Source organism: Streptomyces sp. NPDC020192, assembly GCF_044388685.1.
GTDB lineage: Bacteria > Actinomycetota > Actinomycetes > Streptomycetales > Streptomycetaceae > Streptomyces.
The window spans coordinates 138,409-159,856 of the sequence record NZ_JBIRXG010000009.1 but is presented as its reverse complement, the minus strand read 5'-3'; the positions used below and the strand labels follow the sequence as shown (position 1 = coordinate 159,856).

The 21,448-nt window shown below is 73.6% G+C and carries 18 protein-coding genes and 1 pseudogene; 8 read left to right on the top strand and 11 right to left on the bottom strand.

Annotated elements, in window-relative coordinates:
- Positions 1 to 10: 10 nt before the first annotated feature.
- Together ACH47Z_RS19380 and ACH47Z_RS19375 are read right to left on the bottom strand one after the other, a co-directional pair.
- Positions 11 to 373, bottom strand: a complete 363-nt coding sequence (locus ACH47Z_RS19380; RefSeq protein ID WP_399075101.1) for an ArsR/SmtB family transcription factor — start codon at positions 371 to 373, stop codon at positions 11 to 13.
- 284 nt (positions 374 to 657) lie between these two features.
- Positions 658 to 921, bottom strand: a pseudogene (locus ACH47Z_RS19375) (amino acid permease); the annotation flags it as partial.
- Between the two features lie 148 nt (positions 922 to 1,069).
- Between ACH47Z_RS19375 and ACH47Z_RS19370 the strand changes: the two are divergent.
- Both ACH47Z_RS19370 and ACH47Z_RS19365 read left to right on the top strand, forming a co-directional pair.
- Positions 1,070 to 1,582 (top strand): hypothetical protein, encoded by a 513-nt coding sequence (locus tag ACH47Z_RS19370; RefSeq protein ID WP_399075099.1) that lies wholly within the window; start codon positions 1,070 to 1,072, stop codon positions 1,580 to 1,582.
- 23 nt (positions 1,583 to 1,605) lie between these two features.
- Entirely contained in the window at positions 1,606 to 1,803 is a 198-nt protein-coding gene (locus ACH47Z_RS19365; RefSeq protein WP_399075097.1) for a hypothetical protein, read from the top strand.
- Positions 1,804 to 1,815: 12 nt separating this feature from the next.
- Here ACH47Z_RS19365 and ACH47Z_RS19360 read toward each other — a convergent pair whose 3' ends face one another.
- Complete coding sequence (locus tag ACH47Z_RS19360; protein ID WP_399075095.1) at positions 1,816 to 3,387, bottom strand: Na+/H+ antiporter; 1,572 nt, start codon at positions 3,385 to 3,387, stop codon at positions 1,816 to 1,818.
- 200 nt (positions 3,388 to 3,587) lie between these two features.
- Here ACH47Z_RS19360 and ACH47Z_RS19355 point away from each other — a divergent pair, with 200 nt between their 5' ends.
- Complete coding sequence (locus ACH47Z_RS19355) at positions 3,588 to 4,106, top strand: hypothetical protein (protein WP_399075093.1); 519 nt, start codon at positions 3,588 to 3,590, stop codon at positions 4,104 to 4,106.
- Between the two features lie 20 nt (positions 4,107 to 4,126).
- A complete protein-coding gene (locus ACH47Z_RS19350; RefSeq protein ID WP_399075091.1) occupies positions 4,127 to 7,273 on the top strand; it encodes an ATP-binding protein in 3,147 nt (1,048 codons plus the stop codon).
- A gap of 11 nt (positions 7,274 to 7,284) precedes the next feature.
- Here the strand turns inward: ACH47Z_RS19350 and ACH47Z_RS19345 are convergent, their stop codons facing one another.
- Genes ACH47Z_RS19345 through ACH47Z_RS19335 form a run of 3 tightly spaced genes read right to left on the bottom strand, consistent with a single transcriptional unit; the run spans position 7,285 to position 9,528 of the window.
- Positions 7,285 to 8,094 carry an ABC transporter permease gene (locus ACH47Z_RS19345; RefSeq protein ID WP_399075089.1) on the bottom strand — a complete coding sequence of 270 codons (810 nt, stop codon included), beginning with the start codon at positions 8,092 to 8,094 and terminating at the stop codon, positions 7,285 to 7,287.
- The gene (locus ACH47Z_RS19340) at positions 8,091 to 9,074 is read right to left on the bottom strand and encodes an ATP-binding cassette domain-containing protein (RefSeq protein ID WP_399075087.1); all 984 of its coding nucleotides are present in this window, start codon (positions 9,072 to 9,074) and stop codon (positions 8,091 to 8,093) included. The genes ACH47Z_RS19345 and ACH47Z_RS19340 overlap by 4 nt, the downstream gene beginning before the upstream one ends.
- A 37-nt stretch (positions 9,075 to 9,111) precedes the next feature.
- Positions 9,112 to 9,528, bottom strand: coding sequence for a hypothetical protein (locus ACH47Z_RS19335; RefSeq protein ID WP_399075085.1), 417 nt, complete (start codon positions 9,526 to 9,528; stop codon positions 9,112 to 9,114).
- 130 nt (positions 9,529 to 9,658) lie between these two features.
- On the opposite strand from ACH47Z_RS19335, the gene ACH47Z_RS19330 reads away from it, so the two are divergent.
- Positions 9,659 to 11,707, top strand: coding sequence for an NAD(+) synthase (locus ACH47Z_RS19330; RefSeq protein ID WP_399075084.1), 2,049 nt, complete (start codon positions 9,659 to 9,661; stop codon positions 11,705 to 11,707).
- A 93-nt stretch (positions 11,708 to 11,800) separates the two neighbouring features.
- Here ACH47Z_RS19330 and ACH47Z_RS19325 read toward each other — a convergent pair whose 3' ends face one another.
- The 3 genes from ACH47Z_RS19325 to ACH47Z_RS19315 form a co-directional block, all read right to left on the bottom strand.
- On the bottom strand, positions 11,801 to 12,853 hold the full coding sequence (locus ACH47Z_RS19325) for a PH domain-containing protein (protein ID WP_399075082.1): 1,053 nt from the start codon (positions 12,851 to 12,853) through the stop codon (positions 11,801 to 11,803).
- A gap of 64 nt (positions 12,854 to 12,917) precedes the next feature.
- Positions 12,918 to 13,640, bottom strand: a complete 723-nt coding sequence (locus ACH47Z_RS19320) for a TIGR03943 family putative permease subunit (RefSeq protein WP_399075080.1) — start codon at positions 13,638 to 13,640, stop codon at positions 12,918 to 12,920.
- Positions 13,637 to 14,656: a permease gene (locus ACH47Z_RS19315; RefSeq protein WP_399075078.1), complete on the bottom strand. Its 1,020-nt coding sequence runs from the start codon at positions 14,654 to 14,656 to the stop codon at positions 13,637 to 13,639. The genes ACH47Z_RS19320 and ACH47Z_RS19315 overlap by 4 nt, the downstream gene beginning before the upstream one ends.
- Before the next feature lie 171 nt (positions 14,657 to 14,827).
- Between ACH47Z_RS19315 and ACH47Z_RS19310 the strand changes: the two genes are divergently transcribed.
- On the top strand, positions 14,828 to 16,720 hold the full coding sequence (locus ACH47Z_RS19310; protein ID WP_399075373.1) for an NAD-binding protein: 1,893 nt from the start codon (positions 14,828 to 14,830) through the stop codon (positions 16,718 to 16,720).
- A 3-nt stretch (positions 16,721 to 16,723) separates the two neighbouring features.
- Here the strand turns inward: ACH47Z_RS19310 and ACH47Z_RS19305 are convergent, their stop codons facing one another.
- Complete coding sequence (locus ACH47Z_RS19305) at positions 16,724 to 18,541, bottom strand: S9 family peptidase (RefSeq protein ID WP_399075076.1); 1,818 nt, start codon at positions 18,539 to 18,541, stop codon at positions 16,724 to 16,726.
- An 83-nt stretch (positions 18,542 to 18,624) separates the two neighbouring features.
- On the opposite strand from ACH47Z_RS19305, the gene ACH47Z_RS19300 reads away from it, so the two are divergent.
- Both ACH47Z_RS19300 and ACH47Z_RS19295 read left to right on the top strand, forming a co-directional pair.
- Positions 18,625 to 19,464 (top strand): class I SAM-dependent methyltransferase, encoded by an 840-nt coding sequence (locus ACH47Z_RS19300; RefSeq protein ID WP_399075074.1) that lies wholly within the window; start codon positions 18,625 to 18,627, stop codon positions 19,462 to 19,464.
- Between the two features lie 51 nt (positions 19,465 to 19,515).
- On the top strand, positions 19,516 to 20,310 hold the full coding sequence (locus ACH47Z_RS19295) for an SURF1 family protein (RefSeq protein ID WP_399075072.1): 795 nt from the start codon (positions 19,516 to 19,518) through the stop codon (positions 20,308 to 20,310).
- A 4-nt stretch (positions 20,311 to 20,314) separates the two neighbouring features.
- On the opposite strand, the gene ACH47Z_RS19290 is transcribed toward ACH47Z_RS19295, so the two are convergent.
- Positions 20,315 to 21,412, bottom strand: coding sequence for a hypothetical protein (locus ACH47Z_RS19290; protein ID WP_399075070.1), 1,098 nt, complete (start codon positions 21,410 to 21,412; stop codon positions 20,315 to 20,317).
- Between the last annotated feature and the right edge of the window lie 36 nt (positions 21,413 to 21,448).

Sequence of the window (21,448 nt, the reverse complement as noted above, 5' to 3'; positions counted from 1 at the left end):
CGGCGCGATCCTAGGCACCGGTTCCCTGCAGCAGCGCCGCCGGCGCGGGCGCTTCTCCGGCGCGCTCGGCGAGCTGACCCACCATCACCCGTACGACCGTGACGACATCGGGGTCGCCGACGTAGTAGATCTGCCGCCGGCCCTCGCGGCGGGAGCGGACGAGACCGGCGAGCTTCAGCTTCGACAGGTGCTGGCTGACCGCGGGCAGCGCACCGCCCACCCGGTCCGCGAGCCGGCTCACATCGCTCTCGCCCTGGGCCAGCACCCACATGATGTGCAGCCGGGGCGCCGCCGCCAGCAGCCCGAAGGCGGCGGCGGCCTGCGCGAGCACCTCGGCGGACGGATCCTCGAAACCGTCGGCGATCTGCGCCACAGTCCTCCCCCGTCCGCCGTGTCATCGGTGTGCGCGCCCCTCAGTCTAGGCAGGGGGAAGACGGCCACAGGCCGACGCGAGCAGGTCGATGCTGAAGTCCGCCGTCTCCACCAGGGCCGGCTCCGGCATCAGAGCGGGGTGTCCTCGGTACGGCGGACGGCGGACGGCGGACGGCGGACGGCGGCCTGCAGGCGGGCCGGCAGCTCGTCCGTGCTGAAGGGCTTGGTGACGTAGTCGTCGGCGCCGGCGTCGAGCGCGGTGACCTTCTCGTCGGAGGCCTGACCGGTCCGCGCCCCCGGATGCGTCCTGGCCACGGCGTACGACCCGCCGCCGTCCGGGAAGGCCGCGATGACCTGCTGGTACGAGGCGACCGGCACCGCGAGCAGGGCGGCGACGGCCGGCGTGACCGGCAGGGTGAAGCCGAGCCCGTGCGCGCCGGCGGCGGCGAGGACGAGCACGATCGCCTCGGGCCCGTAGGCCACGGACGCCATGGCGTCCAGCGAGAGGGTCGTGCTCCTCTTTTTCCTAGCGTGCGCGGGCGCACTCAGGTTCTGTCCGTTTCCGACCGCATCCGACCGCTCCTTGCGGGATCTTCGCAGCCAACCGGCCCGTCTTGACGGGACCTTGACGGGGATCCGCGTCAGAGCTGTATCAAGGTGCCGGAATCCGCTCCCGCAGCTCAGTACCGTCGTCGGCATGGCGGGTTCCGGCGAGGTGGCCAACGACCAGGACTGGGCACAGGAGTGGTGGAGCGCCGTCCGCTGCGCCGGTGTCCCGCTCGTCCTGCTGCTCCTGGTCGACTGGGCCTCCGGCCACGGCGCCCTGTGGCGCACGGCCCTGTGGCTGGCGCTGTCGGCCCTGCTCTTCGCCGTCCTGTGCCCCACCCGGATCTCCGCCGGCCCGAACTGGCTGACCGCACGCCGCCTGGGCCGCGAACACCGGATACGGACGGACCTCCTGATCTCGGTCCGCTGCCTGGACGGCGTCTCCCCGCGGCTGCTGCTGCGGGACGCGCTGGGCGGCCGCGTCGAGATCGACCCCGAGGTCCTGGTCCGCAACCCGCAGCTGTGGCACCGCCTCGACGAGGGCGCCCGGAAGGCCGCGGCCGAGGGGATGCTGCTGTGCGGCGAGACCGCGCTACGCCGCCTGTCGTCCCGGATGGACCGGGAGACGGCGCTGGGAGTGTTCCGGGCGTCGGGACTGAACTAGCGGATGTGGTGCACAATGCCCGCGTGAACTCACTGACGGATCGGCCCCGGTGGTGGCTGGGGCTGCGCGGCCTGGTCTGCTTCCTGCTGGGCGGCGGCCTCGGCACCTACGCGTACGCGGCGGTCACGCACCGGCCGGGTGGGCTGCCGTGGGGCGGACTGCTCTTCGGCTCACTGGTGTGCGGGACGCTGTGCGCGCTGTTTCCCCGGCGCCGCCGCTGACCGGCCACGCCGTCAGGCGTCCGCCAGCCGCGCCTCCTCCAGGTCCAGGGCCCGCTGGAGCCGCCGTCGGGTGGTGTCGCTGATGGCGTGGGCGTCGTAGAGGCGTTGCAGTTCCGCCGTCTCCACCGCTATCAGGTCGCGGCGCAGCTGGCGGTAGACCCGGTCGGCGGACTCGGTGGCCGTGGTGGCGCCGTTGGTCTCGGCGAGGCGCTCGCAGGCGTCCTCCAGGCGAGCGGTGAGGCCGCGGCGGAGCCGGTCGAGGACGACGTCGGACACGGCCTCCAGCTCGGCCAGTTCCTCCAGCCGGGCCAGGCCGGCGTGGGCCAGGTGGGCGCGGGCCTCGGCCTCCTCGCGGGCGGTGTGCGCGGGCTCCAGGGCGATGCCGGAGGCGCGGACGACCGGGGCGAGGGTGAAGCCCTGGACGACGAGGGTGACCACCACGACCGACGTGGTCAGGACCAGCACCAGCGGCCGGTCGGTGAGCGGGCTGCCGTTCTTCGTGACCTCGGGGATGGACAGGGCGGCCGCCAGCGGCATCACACCCCGGGTGCCCGCCCAGGTCAGCACCACCGGCACCCGCCAGTTCAGCCGGCCGACCCCGCCCTTGCGCTGGACGACCGCCGACAGCGGCGCGAGCCACAGCAGGCGTACGGCGACGAGCGTGCCGGCGACCGCCAGGGCGTACAGCGGCCAGGCCCGGTCCCCGGCCAGGGCCCGCACCTGGGCGGGGAGGGCGAGACCTATGAGGCTGAACACCACGCTCTCCAGCAGGAAGACGACCGTGCCGTAGACGGCGTGGAGTTGCAGTCTGATGCGGGCGTTGGTGAGGCGGTCGCCCCGGCCGCCCAGGATCACCCCGGCGACCACGCAGGACGTCACGCCGGAGGTGTGCGCGATCTCCGCCAGCAGATAGGCGGCGTACGGGGTGACCAGCGCGATCACCGTCTCCAGCACCGGGTCCTCGGTGCGGCGCCGGATCAGGGTGATCACTCCCGCGACGGCCGCCCCGATCACCGTGCCGCCGCCCGCGAGCAGGAAGAACTTGCCGGTCGCCGAGCCCCAGTCCGCGGCGGCCGCGGCGATGGCGATGCCCGCCGCCACCCGGACCAGCACCAGTGAGGTCGCGTCGTTGAACAGGCTCTCCGCCTGCACCAGCACCTGCACCCGGGGCGGCAGGGCCAGCCGGCGGCCCAGCGCGGTGACCGCCACCGGGTCGGTGCTGGCCAGCACCGCGCCCAGCACGAACGCCATCGGCCAGGACAGCGGGGTCACGAGCGCCGCCACGACGGCGACGGCCGCCGCCGAGGCGAGCACCAGGCCGATCGCGAGGATCCCGACCGGTTTCCACACCGCGCGCAGCTCCCGCCAGGGCATGTCCTCGGCGCTCGCGTACAGCAGCGGGGGCAGCACGACGAGGGCGATGATCTGCGGGCTGATCTGGAACTGCGGGGTGCCCGGCAGCAGCGCCACGGCGAGGCCCGCGACCACCAGCAGGGAGGGTGCCGGAATGCGCCAACGGCGCGCGAAGGTGGCGACCACCGTGGCGAGGACCACGAGGGCGAGAACCGTACCGACGCTGCGCATGCCGTCCCCCTGGGAATTCCCTCCGGAAACGCGGAAGGGGATTGCGGAAGCCACCCCGGCCTCCGGCCGACCAGACTTCCCGGCACACCTGTTCTCACCCTATCGGGTACGTAAGGGTCGCGTCAGGATCCAGCCCCGCCCCGTCAAGGCCGCGTCAGCAGCGGTCGCCGGGCCCGCCGGGCAGGCCTGGCGTCGGCTGTATGCGAGGGAGCAGAGCCACCGGCACCGCCCGCGATCGTCACTGGCGTGGCGGCGCTCGGCCGGCGGCGGGCTGTGCCGTTCTCTTCGGGGCGCTGGCCTTTCTCGTCGACTGGGACGCGGGCACGCTGACGGCGCTCCGCGCTCTGCTCTGGGCCGCCCTGGCGGCCGCGGTGTGTGTCGTGCTGTTGCCGCAGCGGGTGAGCGCGGGGCCGGGATGGCTCGCGGTGCGGACGCCCTGGCGCCGGCGTGTCGTGCGTACGGACGCGCTGACGGCCGTACGGCAGTACGACGGTGTCTCCTCGCACCTGGTCCTGCGGGACGTCCACGGCCACCGCCTGGAACTCGATCCCCGGATCCTCGCCGCCAACCCCCTCCTCTGGCACGAACTCGAAACCGGCGTGCGCCGCTCGCTACAGCGCGGCACGCTGCGCCACGGCGCGGACGTCCTGGACCGGCTGGGCCACCACATCGACGACGAGACGGCGCAGGCGGTGCTCCGGGCCTCGGGGCTCTCCTGACTTCTGGCTAACCTGCACGGGTGACCATCGAGCTGACCCTGCTGTCCCAAGTCGCCTGCCGTGGACGGGAGATCACCGCGCCCCGGCTGCGCGGGCTGTTGGCGTTGCTCGCGGAGGATCTGCGGGCCGGATGCAGCACCGGACGGCTCGTGGAGGGGCTGTGGGCCGACGACCTGCCCGAACGGCCGGGCAAGGCGGTGCAGATCCTCGTGTCGCGGCTCCGGGCGCAGGTCGGGGCCGAGGTGGTCGTGAGTACGCCGACCGGCTACCGGCTGGCGCTGGAGGAGACGCGGGTCGACAGCTCCGCGCTGCTGCTGCACGAGGCGGCGAGTGCCGAGCGCGCGCGGGCGGGGGATCACGCGGGCGCCCTCGCGCGGGCCGAGGCCGGGCTGGCGCTGTGGGACGGCGGCGTGGGCGCCGGGGCGGCGGACGACCTGCACGATCCGGTGGCGGCGCTGCGGGCCGCGCGGGTGCGGGCGCACCGGGCGCTGGTGCGCTCCCGCGCGCTCGCCCTCGCCCGGCTGGGCCGGCGGGAGGAGGCCGCGGCACCCCTGGCCGAGCTGGCGCGGGAGCTGCCGCGGGACGAGGAGCTGCTGGCGGAGCTGCTGCGCTGCGAGGCCGCCACAGCGGGCCGGGCCGCGGCGCTGACCCGGTACGACGCCTATCGCCGTGGCCTGCGGGACACTCTGGGGACCGATCCGGGGCCCGGGCTCAGGGCCGTGTACCAGGAGCTGCTGAGCGCGGACGTACCGCCGGTCCGCCACGGCGTGCCGCACGACCCGAACCCGCTGCTGGGGCGGGACGCCGACCTCGCCGCGGTGACCGGGCTGCTGCGCGAGGCCCGGGTGGTCACCGTCATCGGCCCCGGCGGGCTGGGCAAGACCCGCCTCTCCCACGCGGTCGGCCGGGCGGCCGAGCAGCCCGTGGTGCACTTCGTCCCGCTGGCCGGTGTCACCGCCGACGACGACGTGGCCGGTGAGGTGGCCTCGGCGGTCGGTGCCGCGGACGGACGTCAGTTCCCCGGGGGCGGGGACATGGTGAGCGGCATCGTCGGCGCGTTGGGCGCCGGGCCGGCGCTGCTGGTATTGGACAACTGCGAGCACGTCGTCGCGGGTGCGGCCGCCCTCGTCCAGGCGCTGGTGTCGCGGTCCAGGGAGCTGCGGATCCTGACCACCAGCAGGGCCGCGCTGGGGCTGACCTCGGAGTCGGTGTACGCGCTGCCGGAGCTGTCCCTGGCGACCTCGGTGGAGCTGTTCACCCAGCGGGCGCGGGCCGCCCGGCCCGGCGTGGAGCTGCCCGCGGCGGCGGTCGCCGAGATCTGCCGGCACCTGGACGGGCTGCCGCTCGCCGTGGAGCTGGCCGCGGCCCGGGTACGGGTGCTGTCCGTGGACGAGATCTCCCGCCGGCTGCGGGACCGGTTCACGCTGCTGCGCGGCGGTGCCCGCGACGCCCCCGAGCGGCATCGCACGCTGCGGGCCGTGGTCGACTGGAGCTGGAACCTCCTGGAACCCGACGGCCAGGCCGCCCTGCGCGCCCTGTCCGTGTTCCCCGGGGGCTTCACCGAGGACGCGGCGGAGTACGTCCTCGGCGAGACCGGGGACACGCTGGCGCTGCTGGAGCAGCTGGCCGGACAGTCACTCATCAGGGTGGACGACAGCCCGTCCGGGGTGCGCTTCCACATGCTGGAGACGCTGCGCGAGTTCGGTGCCGACCGGCGGGCCGCCGCGGGCCGGGAGGAGGCGGTGACCGACCGGTTCCTCGCCTGGGCGCGGGACTTCGGCCGTGCCCACCACGACCTGCTGTTCAGCCACGATCCGGTGCCCGGCTGGGCCGGCATCCGCGCCGAGCAGGACAACCTGGTCCTCGCCCTGCGGCACGCGCTGGCCCGCGCCGACGGACCCACCACCGCGGCCGTCACCGCCGTACTGTCCTCCCTGTGGTCCACCGGCTCCAGCTACAGCCGGCTGGCCTCGCTGGCCGCCGACACCGCGGGCCTCCTGTCCCACTTCCGGCCCGACGACCCCGAGGACGTGGAACCGGCCCGCAGCGCGGCGGCCGTGTGCGCGGCGAGCCTCTTCATGGGTCACGGCCCGCACGCCGTACGCCAGTTGGTGACTCTGCGCCGGCTGCCGCCCGCCCCGCCGGACACCGTGGTGCGGGCCCTGGCCGTCGTGCTGTGCGCCGTACCGGAGATGCGGCCGCCGGAGTTCGCCCGGCTCCAGCAGCTGTGCGAGGCCGACGAGCCGATGCTCGCGGGCATCGCCTCGGGCATCGCCAGCTACGTCTGGGAGGCCGGGCACGACACGGAGCGGGCGCTGGAGAGCGCCCGCCGGATGCTCGACGCGCTCACCCCGCTGGACAACCCGGCCATGAGCCTGCTCAGCCACGGCCGGGTCAGCGAGCTGTGCCTGCAGTCCGAGCGGGGCGTGGAGGCGTACGACCATCTGCGCGCCGCCATGAGCGCGCTGGACGCGTTCGGCGACTCGTCGGACGCGATCGGCGTGCGCTGGGGGCTGGTGCTGGCCTGTCTGCACAAGGGCGACATCGAGGAGGCCGAGTACTGGCTGGGCCTCGCCGCCCTGGACCAGCCGCCGGATTCGGACGGGATGTTCAGCCCCGAGCTGCCGGCCAGGGCGGAGATCGCGCTGGCCCGGGGACTGACCGAGGTCGGGCTCGGGCTGTGGCGCCGGGCGGCGAAGCGGGTACGGGAGTTCAGCGCCCTGCACACCGACGATCCCTTCGTGGACCCGTGGGCGCTGCAGGTGGAGTCGGCCGCCGTGGCCGCGCACGCGCTGCACGGCCGGCCGGAACCGGTCGCCGGGCTCACCCAGGAGTTGCGGGCGCGGCTGCTCGGGCTGCTGTCCGGTGCCCCGGCCGGCGGCTCGCCGGTCGACGGGTCCCCGGTGGAACTGCCGGTGTACGGGACGTTGTTGCTGGCGCTCGGACACGCCCGGCTGGCCCAGGGCGACCCGGCGGCCGTACGGCTGGTGGCCCTGGCCGAACGGATGCCGGTGGTACGGGAGTTCCCCATCCTGTCCCTGGCCCGCTCCCGGGAGGCGGCCGAGAACGCCGACAGGGCGGCGTACACCGACGCGAGGTCGAGGTACGCCGCCCTGGGGCGGGAGGAGTTGCGGGGGGAGGCGCTGCGGGAGCTGACGGGCGGCTGATCCGCCACGCCTCACCGCTTCGGCTCGCGGTTGAACTGCGACTTGGACCACAGGTAGCCCAGCAGGCTCATGCCCACGAACCAGGCGACGGCGAGCACCGCGTTCTTCGTGCCGATCCCGCTGCCCAGCAGCAGCCCGCGCAGCGTCTCGATGGCGGGCGAGAACGGCTGGTACTCGGCGAACCAGCGGAACCAGCCCGGCATGGCGTCCACCGGTACGAACGCGCTGGACAGGAAAGGCAGCATGACCAGCGGGGTCCCGATGTTGCTCGCACCCTCGGGGTTGGGGCTCACCAGGCCCATGCCGACCGCGAGCCAGGTCAGCCCGAGGCTGACCAGCGCCATCAGTCCGGCCGCCGCGATCCACTCCACCGGCGTGGCGTTCGGCCGGAAGCCGATGGCCAGTCCGATGCCCAGGACGAGCACCAGGGCCGTCATCGTCTTGATCACGCTGCCGGCCACATGCCCGATCAGCACGGAGGCGCGGGAGATCGCCATGGTGCGGAACCGGGCCATGATGCCCTCGGTCATGTCGGTGCACACGGACACCGCGGTGCCGAGCGAGGTCATCGCCACGGTCAGGAAGAGAATGCCGGGGACGAGGTAGGCGACGTAGTCGGACCGGTCCGCGTGGCCGCCGTTGATGCCGGCGCTCATCACGTTGCCGAAGACGTAGACGAAGAGCAGCAGCAGGATGACCGGGGTGAGCAGGAGGTTCAGGGTGAGGGAGGGGTAGCGGCGCGCGTGCAGGAGGTTGCGCCGCAGCATGGTCATGTTGTCGCGGAACGGGTTGGCCCGCAGGGGCTGGGGGGCGGCGCTCATCGGACGGTCTCCTTGTCGGTGGTCTGGGCGGTGGTCTGAGCGGGTACGGCACTGCCGGTCAGGGCGAAGAACACGTCGTCGAGGTCGGGGGTGTGCACGGACAGCTCGTCGGCCTCGATACCGGCGGCGTCCAGCCAGTCGAGGACGGCGCGCAGCTCGCGCTGGCTGCCGTCGCTGGGGATCTGCAGGCTGAGCGTGTCGTCGTCCCGGGTGGTCTCGCGCAGCGCGGTCGCCGCCCGCTCGTACGCCGTCGGGTCGGTGAAGCGGAGCCGGACGTGTCCGCCGGGCACGAGCCGCTTCAGCTCCTCGGCGGTGCCCTGGGCGACGATCTTGCCGCCGTTGAGCACGGCGATGCGGTCGGCGAGCTGGTCGGCCTCGTCCAGGTACTGGGTGGTGAGGAAGACGGTCGTACCGCCGGACACCAGCTCGCGGATGATCTGCCACATGGTGTGGCGGGAGCGCGGGTCGAGGCCGGTGGTCGGCTCGTCGAGGAAGATGATCCGCGGGCTGCCCACCAGGGTCATGGCGATGTCGAGGCGGCGCTTCATGCCGCCGGAGTAGGTGGAGGCGGGTTTCCTCGCGGCCTCGACCAGGTCGAAGCGCTCCAGCAGACCGGCGGTGACCTGCCGTCCCTCGCGCGGGGAGAGGTGGTGCAGGTCGGCCATCAGCAGCATGTTCTCCTCGCCGGTGATCAGGCCGTCCACGGCGGAGAACTGGCCGGTGACCCCGATGGCGGCCCGGACCGCCTGGGCCTCGGCGGTGAGGTCGTGCCCGGCGATCCGGGCCTGGCCGCCGTCGGCGGAGATCAGGGTGGACAGGATGTTGACCGCCGTGGTCTTGCCCGCGCCGTTCGGCCCGAGGAGGGAGAAGATCGTGCCCGCGGGCACCTGGATGTCGATGCCGTCGAGAACGGTCTTGTCCCCGTAGGCCTTGCGCAGCCCGGTGGCCGCGATCGCGAGTTCGTGGTCCGTCGTCGTCATGCCGCAGAGCATGCGGCGGGGGCGGTTCAGCGTGGTCTCAACGCGGTTTCAGGCCTGGAGCGGAGCCGTCGTAGGGATGAAACGCGCAGGTCACGGCCGCGACGATGAGGGCCCCGACGAGGCTTCCCAGCATGACGAGACCGACGCCGATCACGAACAGGCCGCTGGAGTCGTCCGACCAGTCGGCGTATGCGGCGACCGTCAGGCCGGCCGTGGTGCCCAGCACGGCGCCCACCGCGTGGTGCCGCCAGGCCGCCCAGCACACCGTCGCCAGCAGCGTCAGCACCAGCCCCGCCACCTGCCACGCCTGGTACGGGCCGGTCGTCGTGCCGTCCGGATGCACGTCGCGGTGCTGGTCCCAGCCCAGCCAGACGGCCCAGGCCGCCGACGCCGCAAGGGCCGGCAGCACGGTCCCGCACAGCCGGAGAAGAGTTTTCGCACGTGGTCTTCCCATGCCCCCAGCGTTCCGGCCCGGCCCGGCACCGGCCAGCGCGCACATACTCATCTTCGGGTGAGCATCTACGCTTCCCCTGTAGAAGAGCCGTCTCGTCTGTGGGGTCCGTGGCGTGGTGAGGGAAGTCCCGTTGAACTTCTGGTCGATCTATCAGCATGGCTTCGCGCGCGTCGCCGCGTGTACGGGCCACACCGTCATCGCCGACCCGCCCGCCAACGCCGCCTCCGTCCTGCGCCACGCGCGCCGGTGCGACGAGGAGGGCGTCGCCGTCGCCGTCTTCCCGGAGCTGTGCCTGTCCGGGTACGCGATCGAGGACCTCCTGCTCCAGGACGCGCTGCTCGACGACGTCGAGAAGGCGCTCGCCACCGTCGTCGCCGGGTCGGCCGACCTGCTGCCGGTGCTGGTCGTCGGCGCCCCGCTGCGCCACCGCGGCCGGATCTACAACTGCGCGGTCCTCGTGCACCGCGGCCGGATCCTGGGCGTCGTACCGAAGTCGTACCCGCCGAACTACCGCGAGTTCTACGAGCGCCGGCAGATCGCCGGCGGCGACGACGAGCGCGGCGGAACGATCCGGCTCGCGGGCGGGGACCTCCCCTTCGGCGTGGACCTGCTCTTCGCGGCGGACGACGTCCCCGGGCTGGTGCTGCACGCCGAGATCTGCGAGGACATGTGGGTGCCGGTGCCGCCGAGCGCGGAGGCTGCCCTGGCCGGCGCGACCGTCCTGCTCAACCTCTCCGGCAGCCCGATCACGGTCGGCCGGGCCGAGGACCGCAAGCTGCTGTGCCGCTCGGCGTCCGAGCGCTGCCACGCCGCGTACGTCTACGCGGCCGCCGGCCTCGGCGAGTCCACCACCGACCTGTCCTGGGACGGCCAGACCCTGATCTACGAGAACGGGGTGCTGCTGGCCGAGACCGAGCGCTTCCCGCTCGGCGAGCAGTACGCGGTCGCCGACGTCGACCTCGACCTGCTGCGCCAGGAACGCCAGCGGATGGGCACCTTCGACGACAACCGCCGTACGCACGCCGCCCGCACCGGCGACTTCCGCACGGTCTCCTTCGAACTCGCCCCGCCGGCCACCACCGACCTGGGCCTGCGCCGCGGCCTGGAGCGCTACCCGTTCGTGCCCGCCGACGCCGACCGCCTCGCCCTGGACTGCTACGAGGCCTACAACATCCAGGTCGCCGGCCTCCAGCAGCGGCTCGCGGCGATCGGCGGCCCCAAGGTCGTCATCGGTGTCTCCGGCGGCCTGGACTCCACGCACGCGCTGATCGTCGCCGCCCGCGCGATGGACCGCGCCGGCCGTCCGCGCAGCGACATCCTGGCCTTCACCCTGCCCGGCTTCGCCACCAGCGACCACACCAAGGACAACGCCCACAAGCTGATGCGCGCCCTCGGTGTCACCGCGGCCGAGCTGGACATCACGCCGACCGCACGGCTGATGCTCAAGGAGATGGGCCACCCCTTCGCCTCCGGCGAGCCGGTCTACGACGTCACCTTCGAGAACGTCCAGGCGGGCCTGCGCACCGACTACCTGTTCCGGCTGGCCAACCAGCGCGACGGCATCGTCCTCGGCACCGGCGACCTCTCCGAGCTGGCGCTCGGCTGGTGCACGTACGGCGTCGGCGACCAGATGAGCCACTACAACGTCAACTCCGGCGTGCCGAAGACGCTGATCCAGCACCTGATCCGCTGGGTGATCAGCAGCGACCAGTTCGACGACGAGACCGGCAGGATCCTCGCCGCCATCCTGGACACCGAGATCAGCCCCGAGCTGGTCCCGGGCGAGGAACTGCAGTCCACCGAGTCGAAGATCGGCCCGTACGCGCTGCACGACTTCACCCTCTGGTACGTCCTGCGCCACGGCTTCCGCCCCTCCAAGATCGCCTTCCTGGCCTGGCACGCCTGGCACGACCGCGAGTCCGGCGCCTGGCCCCCCGGGTTCCCCGAGTCCGAACGCGGCTCCTACGACCTCCCCGAGATCCGCCGCTGGCTGGAGGTCTTCATCCGCCGCTTCTTCGGCTTCTCCCAGTTCAAACGCTCGGCGATGCCCAACGGACCGAAGGTCTCGGCAGGCGGCGCGCTCTCGCCGCGCGGCGACTGGCGGGCGCCGTCGGACGGGAACGCCCAGGCGTGGCTGAGGGACCTGGAGCGGTTCGACGTGAAGGAGACAGAGGCGTAGGCGGCCCGAAAGGGGCGCGGGGAACTGCGCGACGCATCACGACGGACCCGCGGCCGCCGGACCACCACACGCCCCGAGTCGGTGGGCGACGGCTCAGGCCCTCGCCGGTGCCAGTGCACGAAGGATGCGTGTGAGGTCGTCCGGCGCGGCCGCCAACCGCACCGTCCGGCCCCCGTCATCCAGCTCGGCGATGTGCCAGCTGTGCGGCACCAGCTCGCCCTCCTCTCCCCGCGCCCGCCGCACGGTCCGCAGGGTGAGCCGCTGAACGGGTACCGGCCTGGCGGCGAACCGCCCCGGCCCGGGGTGCGGCGTCACCGCGGGCCCGTCCGCGCCGAGGACGACGTGCGTGCCGAAGTGGTGCGGGTTGTAGTCGGTGTGCTCCAGGAAGCGGGCGGAGAGGAACACGTCCTCTCCGTCCGGGAGTTCACGCGTGCGCACCGGCACGCCGGTCTCGTCGGGCACACGGATCCGGGTCGCGCGCCAGGCCCAGGCGAACAGCCCCAGGCTGACCGCCCCGCCGGCGGCCCACCACACGACCGCCTCCGTGGAGCCGGACAAGGACGTGGGGTGCCGGTAGCACAGCGGGAACAGCCACACCGCGGTGCCGACGAGGGGCGCCAGGAACGGCAGATGCGACGGCAGGACCTCGTCCACCGGCTGTCGGCGTCCGCGCACCAGGACGAGCAACCGCGCCCCCGGATACCCGGCGCCCAGCACGAGCACGGCGGCGAGGACGGCCATGCTGCCGCCGGTGGTCACATGCTCGTGCCAGACGTAGTGCTGCCCGGAGACCGTCATCACCTGCCCCCGCCAGAAGGTCAGCTCGACCCGGTCACCGGCCTCGAAGGACTCGGCGGCCTCGTACGACACCTCCAGCCCCCGCACCGGCCGGCCGTCGGTGAAGTACAGGTGGCTGCGCTTCTTGGGCTGCTGCGGGTCGGTCCGCTCGATCACGGCGGGGACGGTGCTCAGACACTCGTCCCCGCGCTCCCCTGCCGCACAGGGCCTGGCCGCGTCCCAGGCCCGCTCGTCCGCGGTGACTGCGGCCACGGACCGGGCGACCCCCGCGGCGAGGAGCAGCAACAGCAGCACGTAGGCCAGCGGCTTGGCCCAGCCGCCCCGCGCGCTGCCTTCTCCGGTGTTCATGGAGGGCATTCTCGCGCTGCCGGCATCCGGCCCTCATGTGCGGAATCCGGCAATGTAACCGGGCTCAGTTGTTCCAGGTCTCGTCGTACGGGTCGTGCGGCACCGGGACCGGCTGGGCCGAGGTGACCTTCAGGTACGGGATCGGCCCGTTGTTGACCGGGTCGCGGCTCAGCCGGGGACTGTAGGTGCCGGTCACCGTCAGCCAGGCGTCCGGCCGCAGCACCGGCGGCAGCTGGCCGGTCAGCGCGATCTTGATCGGCTGGGCGTCCGCGGCACAGCAGTTGAGGGCCATGCGCACCAGATACGGCGCGCCCGAACCGTCCAGCGCGAGGAACCCGGTGACCCGGACCGGCCGGCCGCCCAGGGAGCGGCCGTGGCCGTAGGCCGCGCGGGAGGCGTAGTCGACCACGGACAGCTGCACCGGCCCGCTGCCGCCGGGCAACGGCCCGAGGTCGTACGGCTTCTGCAGCGCCGTACCGGAGCGCAGGGCGCTGTACGAGCCGAGCGCGGGCGGGGCGATGAGGATGAGGGCGAGGAGGGGAAGCAGGAGCAGCCAGGAGATCCGCGGCTCGGGGTGGGCATGGCCGTGGCCGTGGCCCTGTCGGCGATGGCGTCGGCGTTCGTACCAGACGGTCGCCAGCGCCCCCACGATCAGCACCGCGCCCGAGGCCAGCAGCAGCGGTTGCAGTCCCGCCTTGACGTACCGCAGATACAGGTCGGTGCTGCCCGCGTGCAGCAGGGCGGCGCCGAGCAGGAACATGACGGCGGCCTGGGCCTGGCGGTTCACAGGAGCACCGTCCCGGTCAGTACGGCGCCCGCGACGGCCATCACGAACGTGGCCGGGGCGAAGCGCAGGGCGAAGGTACGGCCGAAGGTGCCGGCCTGCATCGCGAACAGCTTGAGGTCGATCATCGGGCCCACCACCAGGAACACCAGCTTGGCCGTCAGGGAGAACTGGGTGAGGGAGGCCGCGACGAACGCGTCCGCCTCCGAGCAGATGGACAGCAGGACGGCGAGGACGGCCAGGGCGAGGATCGCGACCAGGGGGTTGCCGGCCGCCGTGCGCAGCCAGGACGCAGGGGCCACCGCCTTCAGGGTCGCGGCGGCCATCGCGCCGAGCACCAGGAAGCCGCCGGCGTGCACGGTGTCGTGCCGTACCGAGTTCCAGAACGCCTCCCCCTTGGTCTCGCCCTCGTGCGCGCCGTGGGCCGGGGGGCGCAGCCAGTCGGTACGGCCCAGCCGCTGCCACAGCCAGCCCATCGCACACGCCACCAGGAGGCTCGCGAGGAACCGGCCGAGGACCATCTCGGGGTTGCGGGGGAAGGCGACGGCGGTGGCGGTCAGCACGATCGGGTTGATCGCGGGAGCGGAGAGCAGGAAGGCGAGCGCGGCGGCCGGGGTGACTCCCCTGCGCACCAGCGCGCCCGCCACCGGCACCGACGCGCACTCGCAGCCCGGCAGGATCGCGCCCGCGAACCCGGCCACCGGGACGGCGAGGGCAGGGCGGCTGGGCAGGGCGCGGGCGAAGAAGGACGGCGGCACGAACACCGCGAGCGCCGCCGAGAGCAGCACGCCCAGCACCAGGAAGGGCAGCGCCTGCACGGTCACCGCGACGAACACCGTCATCCAGCTCTGCATCAGCGGGGTGCCGAGGAGCCCGCGGATCGGGGACTGGGCGAGCACCGCCAGCACCAGCACCAGGGTCAGCACCAGCGAGGAGCTGAGCCGCCGGTCCTCCGCACCGGAGTCGGCGGACTCGGAGCCGACGTCCGCGCCGGGCGGGGCGTCTTCGGTGATGGCCACGGGCGGTTACCTCCGGCTGGCTGTCCTGGCTCGCTCCCTCCCCGTCAGTACGCGGGGCAGGGCAAGGGCGTTCAGTCCGTTCCTGGAACCGCCCGCCTTCTTGGTGCACTCTTTTCCCTCGTGGCGAGCGTTCCGTATCAGGGGGGGCCGGGTGGTACCCCGCCGGCGCACATGGTGGTGTGCGGTGACGACGGACTCGCGCACCGGCTGGCCGCCGAGTTGCGCGGAGTCTACGGCGAGCAGGTCACCCTCGTGGTACCGCCGAACGGGCGCACCGCGCGCCCTCCGGTGGTCGGCCGGGCCCGTGCCGCGTCGGCGGCACTGTTCGACCGTATGGTCAGCGCGGCGGTGAGCCGGGCGGGCGCCGTCACCGGGAGCACGACGGCGGCGGCGAGCACCGGCGGGGGCGCCAACGGGACCGACGGACCCCGGGTGTTGGAGGCCGACGACCTCACGGAAGCGGTCCTCTCCGAGGCCGGGGTGGAGCGGGCCGCCGCGCTCGCCCTCGTCTTCGACGACGACGAGACCAACATCCGGGCCGCGCTGACCGCCCGCCGGCTCAACCCCCGCCTCCGTCTCGTCCTGAGGCTCTACAACCGCCGGTTGGGCCAGCACATCGAGGAACTCCTCGACCAGGCCGCCGCGTTGGCGGCGGGCGACGGCGAGGGCGGCGCGGACGCCTCCACCACCGTGCTGTCCGACGCCGACACCGCCGCGCCCGCGCTCGCCGCCACCGCCGTCGCCGGCACCAGCAAGGTCGTGCAGACCGAGGGGCTGCTGCTGCGGGCCGTGGAACGCCCGCTGCCCCCGGCCGGGCCGGCCGCCGGCTCCGGGCTGCGCACGCTGGCCCTGCTGTCGGGCAACGACCCCGCCGGTACGGCCGGCGGTGCGGACGGAGCGGTCGGGGCGGACGGCGCCGGGGAGCACGAGCCGCGGCTGCTGCCCGACGACGAGGAGGTGGAACGGGCACGGGCAGCCGGGCGGACGGCCCTGGTCCTGGAGCAGGCGACGGCGACGGTCGGCCCGGAGCCGGCCACCCCCGGCCGCCGGACGGGCGGCCGCGCGGCGGGCGGACGCGGGGTGGGCGCGGTACCACCCCTCGCTTCCCTCTTCTCCCGGCGACTGCGCTGGTCGCTGGCCGGCAGCGTGGCCTGTGTCGTCGCGCTCGCCGTCTCACTGTGGCTGGTGACCGGTATCCACCCCCTCGGCGCGTTCTACCTGACGCTCCTCGACCTGTTCGCGATCGACAACCCCGCCATCGGCGAGTCACTGGGCCGCCAGATCCTCCAACTCCTCTCCGGACTGGTCGGGTTGCTGCTGCTGCCGGTGCTGCTGGCGGCCGTGCTCGAGGCGCTGGGCACCTTCCGCACCGCCTCCGCCCTGCGCAAACCACCGCGCGGCCTCGGCGGGCATGTGGTGCTGCTCGGGCTCGGGAAGATCGGCACCCGGGTGCTGACCCGGCTGCGCGAGCTGAACGTCCCCGTCGTGTGTGTGGAGTCCGACCCGGAGGCACGGGGCCTCGCGACCGCGCGCCGCCTGCGGGTGCCGGTGGTCCTGGGCGACGTCACGCAGGAGGGCGTGCTGGAGTCTGCCAAGATCCACCGGGCCTACGCACTCCTGGCGGTGACCAGCGCCGACACCACCAACCTGGAGGCCGTGCTGTACGCGCGCACCGTACGCCCCGATCTCCGGGTGGTCCTGCGCCTCTACGACGACGACTTCGCCACGGCGGTGTACCGCACCCTGCGTGCCGCGTACCCCCACGCCCTGACCCGGAGCCGCAGCGTCACGCACCTGGCCGCGCCCGCCTTCGCCGGGGCGATGCTGGGCCGCCAGGTACTGAGCGCGATCCCGGTCGAACGCCGGGTCCTGCTCTTCGCCGCGGTGGACGTCGCCGGCCACCCCCAGCTGGAAGGCCGCACGGTCCGCGAGGCCTTCCGAGCCGGCTCCTGGCGTGTCCTGGCCCTGGAGGGCCACACCGACACACCCCCCGACCACGTCCTGGAGAAGGGCGACCGAGTGGTGGTGGCCACCACCCGCAGAGGCCTGGCCGAACTCCGCTGACCGCTAAGCCCCCGGCAGGTGTCTGGTCGCGAAGTCCATTTCCAGCCGGACCTGTTTGATGCGCTCGTCCACCACCAGCGAACCGTGGCCGGCGTCGTAGCGGTAGACCTCGTGCACCGCGCCCCTCGTCTCCAGGCGCTTGACGTAGTTGTCGATCTGGCGGATCGGGCAGCGCGGGTCGTTGACGCCCGCCGAGATGTAGACCGGGGCCTTGACCTGGTCGACGTACGTCAGCGGGGAGGACGCCTCGAAGCGTTCCGGCACCTCCTCGGGGGTGCCGCCCAGCAGGGTGCGGTCCATGGCCTTCAGGGCCTCCATCTCGTCGTGGTACGCGGTGACGTAGTCCGCGACGGGCACGACCGCGATGCCCACCGTCCACGCGTCGGGCTGGGTGCCGATGCCGAGCAGGGTGAGATAGCCGCCCCAGGAGCCGCCGGTCAGGACCAGGCGGGCGGGGTCGGCGAGGCCCGAGGACACCGCCCACTCGCGGACCGCGGCCACGTCCTCCAGCTCGATCAGGCCGACGCGGTGCTTCAGCGCGTCGGTCCAGGCGCGGCCGTACCCCGTGGAGCCGCGGTAGTTGATGCGGATCACGGCGTAGCCCTGGTCGACCCAGGCGGCCGGGCCCGCGGCGAAGGAGTCGCTGTCGTGCCAGGTCGGGCCGCCGTGCAGGTCGAAGACCGTGGGGAGGGGGCCGGTGGCGCCGGCCGGCTTCTGGATCAGGGCGTGGATGCGGCCGCCGGGCCCCTCCACCCACACGTCCTCCACCGCCACCGAGGGCGGGCAGACCATGCCCGGCGGGTCCAGCACGACCCCGCCGGACGTGGAACGGACCGCCGGCGGCTGGGCGGCCGACGACCACAGGTACTCCACGCTGCCGTCGGGGCGGGCCGTGGCGCCGGAGACCGTGCCGGGCGGGGTGGGGATACGGGTCAGCTCACGCGTGGCGAGGCCGAAGCGGAACAGCTCGCTGCGGGCCTCGAAGCCGTGCGCGATGAGCAGGGCCGAGCCGTCCGGATACCACTCGGCGCTGACGTCACCTGGCAGCTCCAGGTCGAGATCGGTCTGCTCGCCCGTCGCCACGTCCCACACCAGCGGCTCCCAGCGGCCCCGGCGCTGATGGCCGATGAGGAGGCGGGTGTCGCCGTCGACGGGGGCGAAGCCGAGCACCTCCAGGCCCAGCTCCTCCGTGCCGCCCTTGGTGTCGTCCAGCTCGGCGACCGTCGTACCGTCCGGGCGCAGCACCCGCAGTGCCGCGTGCATGGCGTCACCGTGCTCGGTGTGCTCGACGGCGATCAGGGTGCCGTCGTGGGAGAGGTCGCCGACGCCCGCCGACTCGCGGTGCCGGTAGATCTCGACCGGGGCCTCGCCCGCACGCGCGAGGTGGATCGTCGTACCGTCCTCGTCCGTGGAGCGGCCGACGACCGCCGTGCGCCCGTCGCGGGCCAGGGCCAGCCCGGCCGGGTAGGAGGGGTCGAGGCCCGGCACCGCGGGCTCGGCCGCCCCGCCCGCGAAGGACTGGCGGCGCCAGACGCCGAACTCGTCGCCGTCCTTGTCGTCGAACCACCAGATCCAGGCGCCGTCCGGGGAGAGCACGCCGTCCGTCGTGCCGTTCGGCCGGTCCGTCGCCTGCCGCTGCTCGCCCGTCGCACGGTCCCAGGCATACAGCTCGTACGTCCCCGTCGCGTTCGACACGAACAGGGAGCGGTGCGGCGCGTCCTCCGCCCAGTCGGGCAGCGACACCCGCGGCGCCCGGAAGCGCTTCTCCCAGTCCGGCATGTCCGGCACACTGCGCGTGCCCGGCCCGTTGCTCTCACTCATCGCCCCAGTCATGCGCCCATACTGCCTGGCCGCGCCGACAATTGGGTGGCGAGTGTCCGCAGCCTGTGGATAACTTTGGGATCATGACCGCAGAGAGCCCGTCGGTGTCCGTCCCGTCGAACTGGCGGGAGGACAATCGCGCCATGTGGGACGAACGGGTCCCCGTCCATGTCGCGGGCGACTTCTACGACCTCGACGGCTTCCGCGCCCGCCGGGACGTGCTGCGCGACTTCGAGACGGCCGAGGTGGGCGACGTCACCGGCAGAACCCTGCTCCATCTCCAGTGCCACATCGGCACCGACACACTCTCCTGGGTCCACCGCGGCGCCGCCCGCGTCGTCGGCCTGGACTTCTCCGCGCCGGCCGTCGAGGCCGCCCGCTCCCTCGCCGCCGACCTCGGTCACGGCCCCGAGCGCGCCACCTTCGTCACCGGCGACGTCTACGACGCCCGCACCGCCGTGCCCGAGCCGTCGTACGACATCGTCTACACCGGGCTCGGTGCCCTGTGCTGGCTGCCGGACATCCGCCGCTGGGCCGAGACGGCCGCCTCCCTCGTCGCCCCCGGCGGCTTCCTGTACCTCGCCGAGTTCCACCCGGTCACCGAGTCCCTGGACGACGCGACCGGCACCCGGATCGTGCGGGACTACTTCGCCCGCGACGCCCAGGTCTGGGACGAGCCCGGCACCTACGCCGACCTGAGCGCCGAGACCGTCCACAACCGCAGCGTCCAGTGGCAGCACACCCTCGGTGACGTCGTCTCCGCGCTCGCCGCGACCGGGCTGCGCATCGAGTTCCTGCACGAGCACGACGTGTCGCTCTTCCCGCGCTTCGACAACTTCGAAGTACGGGACGGCTACCACCGCTTCCCCGCCGGCCACCCCCGCATCCCCCTCATCTACTCCCTGAAGGCCACCAAGGACTGAGGGGATGCCCCGCGGGCGGGCGCCCGGCGGCGGCGCCGTACCGTGGAGGGCGTGTACCGGTTTCTGCTGACACCCCGCTGGTGGGGCATCAACGTCTTCGTGCTGCTCGCCATCCCGTTCTGCGTCTTCATGGGGTCGTGGCAGCTGAGCCGGTTCGAGGGGCGGGTGCACGACAGTCGCGCCGCGACCGAGCAGGCGGCCTCCGACAAGAAGGAGGCCGCGCGGCCACTGGCCACGATGCTGCCCGTCGACAAGGCGACCTCCGGCCGCCGGGTCAGCGTGCACGGACAGTACGGCAAGCAGCTGCTCGTGCCCGGCCGGCAGCTGGACGACAGATCCGGCTTCTACGTCCTGACCCTGCTGCGCACCGACTCCGGCAAGGCCCTGCCGGTCGTACGGGGCTGGCTGCCGGGCACGGCGGACGCGGCGAAGGCCCCGGCCCCGCCCACCGGTGAGGTCACCGTCACCGGCGCGCTCCAGGCCTCCGAGACGCCCGGCGACAACGGCGTCAGCGCGACCGGCGGACTCCCCGCGGGCCAGACGGCGGCGATCAGCTCGGCCTCGCTGGTGAACCTGGTGCCGTACCAGCTGTACGACGCCTGGATCACCCTCGACCAGGGCGACTCCGGTATGAAGGCCGTCCCCGCGACCGTCCCGCAGGGCACCGGCCTGGACCTGAAGGCCTTCCAGAACCTCGGCTACACGGGCGAGTGGTTCGTCTTCGCCGGCTTCGTGGTCTTCATGTGGTTCCGGTTGCTGCGGCGCGAGGCGGAGGCGGTACGGGACGCGGCGCTGGGCCTGGTCCCGCAGGAGGAAGCGGCTCCGGCACCGGTGAGCGCCCCGTAGGGGCTCACGCTCCTGCCAGCACCCCGGTGTAGTAGACGGTCCCGGCGCACTGCCCCGGCACGGTCGCCGAGGCGGACGGGGAGCCGCCCTGCGCCGTGTGCGTCACCACGACACTCCCGGCGGCCGGGCCCCCCGCCGTGCCGAGCTGGGTGGTCGCACCCGACGACGTGGACCCCGTCCCCGCGTCCGAGCCACCGCCGGAGGCACCCGCGCCCTGGGTCGGCGACGGGGTCGGCGACGCCCCGCCGGTCGTGCTGCCGCTCGTACCGGTACCGCCGCCGGTGGTGGGACACGTCTCCGAGGGCACGAAGGCGAACTTCTCCTCGTAGGCGGCGCCGGGCTGCAGGACCAGCCCGGAGACCTCCAGGGAGGGGTCGGGCAGCTCGGTCGCCGCGTCCCCGGCCGCGTGGCGGGCGGTGACGATCTTGGTCGGGTCGGCCGCGCCCTTGGCGACGGGGATGACGGATCCCGCGCCGCCGACCGTGCAGGCGGCCTTGGAGGTGTTGGTGACCCGGAACGTGCCGTAGACCACGCCCGCGGAGTCGGGCGCCGCGGCGTTGCCGGTGGCGGAGCCCAGCTGGGTGGCCGTGCACAGCTGGACGCCGCCCGAGGAGGCCGCGGCGCTCGGGTAGGCGCCGCTGGGGGAGCCGGTCGTTCCGGCGCCGTTCCTGTCCTTCTCGCCGCCCCTGCCGGGCTGTGTGCCGGGCTGGGCGCTCGTACCGCCCATGCCCTTCCTGCCGCCCGTGCCGTCGGTCTTGTCCTCGCCCTGCCCGGTGCCGCCCTGGGCCTGGGAGGACTGGCCGGCCATGGCGGTGTCGGGGTTGGAGCCGCCGGAGTCCGAGACGTGCACGAGGGCCGGGATCGCGGTGCCGAGGAACAGGGCCGCGGCGGCCATCCCGACGACGGCCTGCCGCTTGCGGGCCCGCCGGGCGGGCACCGCCCGCCGCAGATGCTCCAGCGAGCCGGTGCGCGGCTCGAGGCCGTCGACGGCGGAGTGCAGCAGCCGCCGCAGGGCCAGCTCGTCGTCCCCGAGCCCCCCGGGCCCCATCCCCAGGTCCGGGCCGAGCCCCTCGGGTTCCTTCTCTTCGGGGCCGTGGTTCACAGTTCCGTTCCCAGCGTGCGATTGCGTGTGCTCTTG

Coding starts and splice junctions, on each gene's coding strand:
- ACH47Z_RS19370 (WP_399075099.1), top strand. CDS start 1,070: ATGGCGGGTTCCGGCGAGGTGGCCAACGACCAGGACTGGGCACAGGAG.
- ACH47Z_RS19360 (WP_399075095.1), bottom strand. CDS start 3,387: ATGCGCAGCGTCGGTACGGTTCTCGCCCTCGTGGTCCTCGCCACGGTG.
- ACH47Z_RS19355 (WP_399075093.1), top strand. CDS start 3,588: ATGCGAGGGAGCAGAGCCACCGGCACCGCCCGCGATCGTCACTGGCGT.
- ACH47Z_RS19345 (WP_399075089.1), bottom strand. CDS start 8,094: ATGAGCGCCGCCCCCCAGCCCCTGCGGGCCAACCCGTTCCGCGACAAC.
- ACH47Z_RS19340 (WP_399075087.1), bottom strand. CDS start 9,074: ATGACGACGACGGACCACGAACTCGCGATCGCGGCCACCGGGCTGCGC.
- ACH47Z_RS19335 (WP_399075085.1), bottom strand. CDS start 9,528: ATGGGAAGACCACGTGCGAAAACTCTTCTCCGGCTGTGCGGGACCGTG.
- ACH47Z_RS19325 (WP_399075082.1), bottom strand. CDS start 12,853: ATGAACACCGGAGAAGGCAGCGCGCGGGGCGGCTGGGCCAAGCCGCTG.
- ACH47Z_RS19310 (WP_399075373.1), top strand. CDS start 14,828: ATGGTGGTGTGCGGTGACGACGGACTCGCGCACCGGCTGGCCGCCGAG.
- ACH47Z_RS19305 (WP_399075076.1), bottom strand. CDS start 18,541: ATGAGTGAGAGCAACGGGCCGGGCACGCGCAGTGTGCCGGACATGCCG.
- ACH47Z_RS19300 (WP_399075074.1), top strand. CDS start 18,625: ATGACCGCAGAGAGCCCGTCGGTGTCCGTCCCGTCGAACTGGCGGGAG.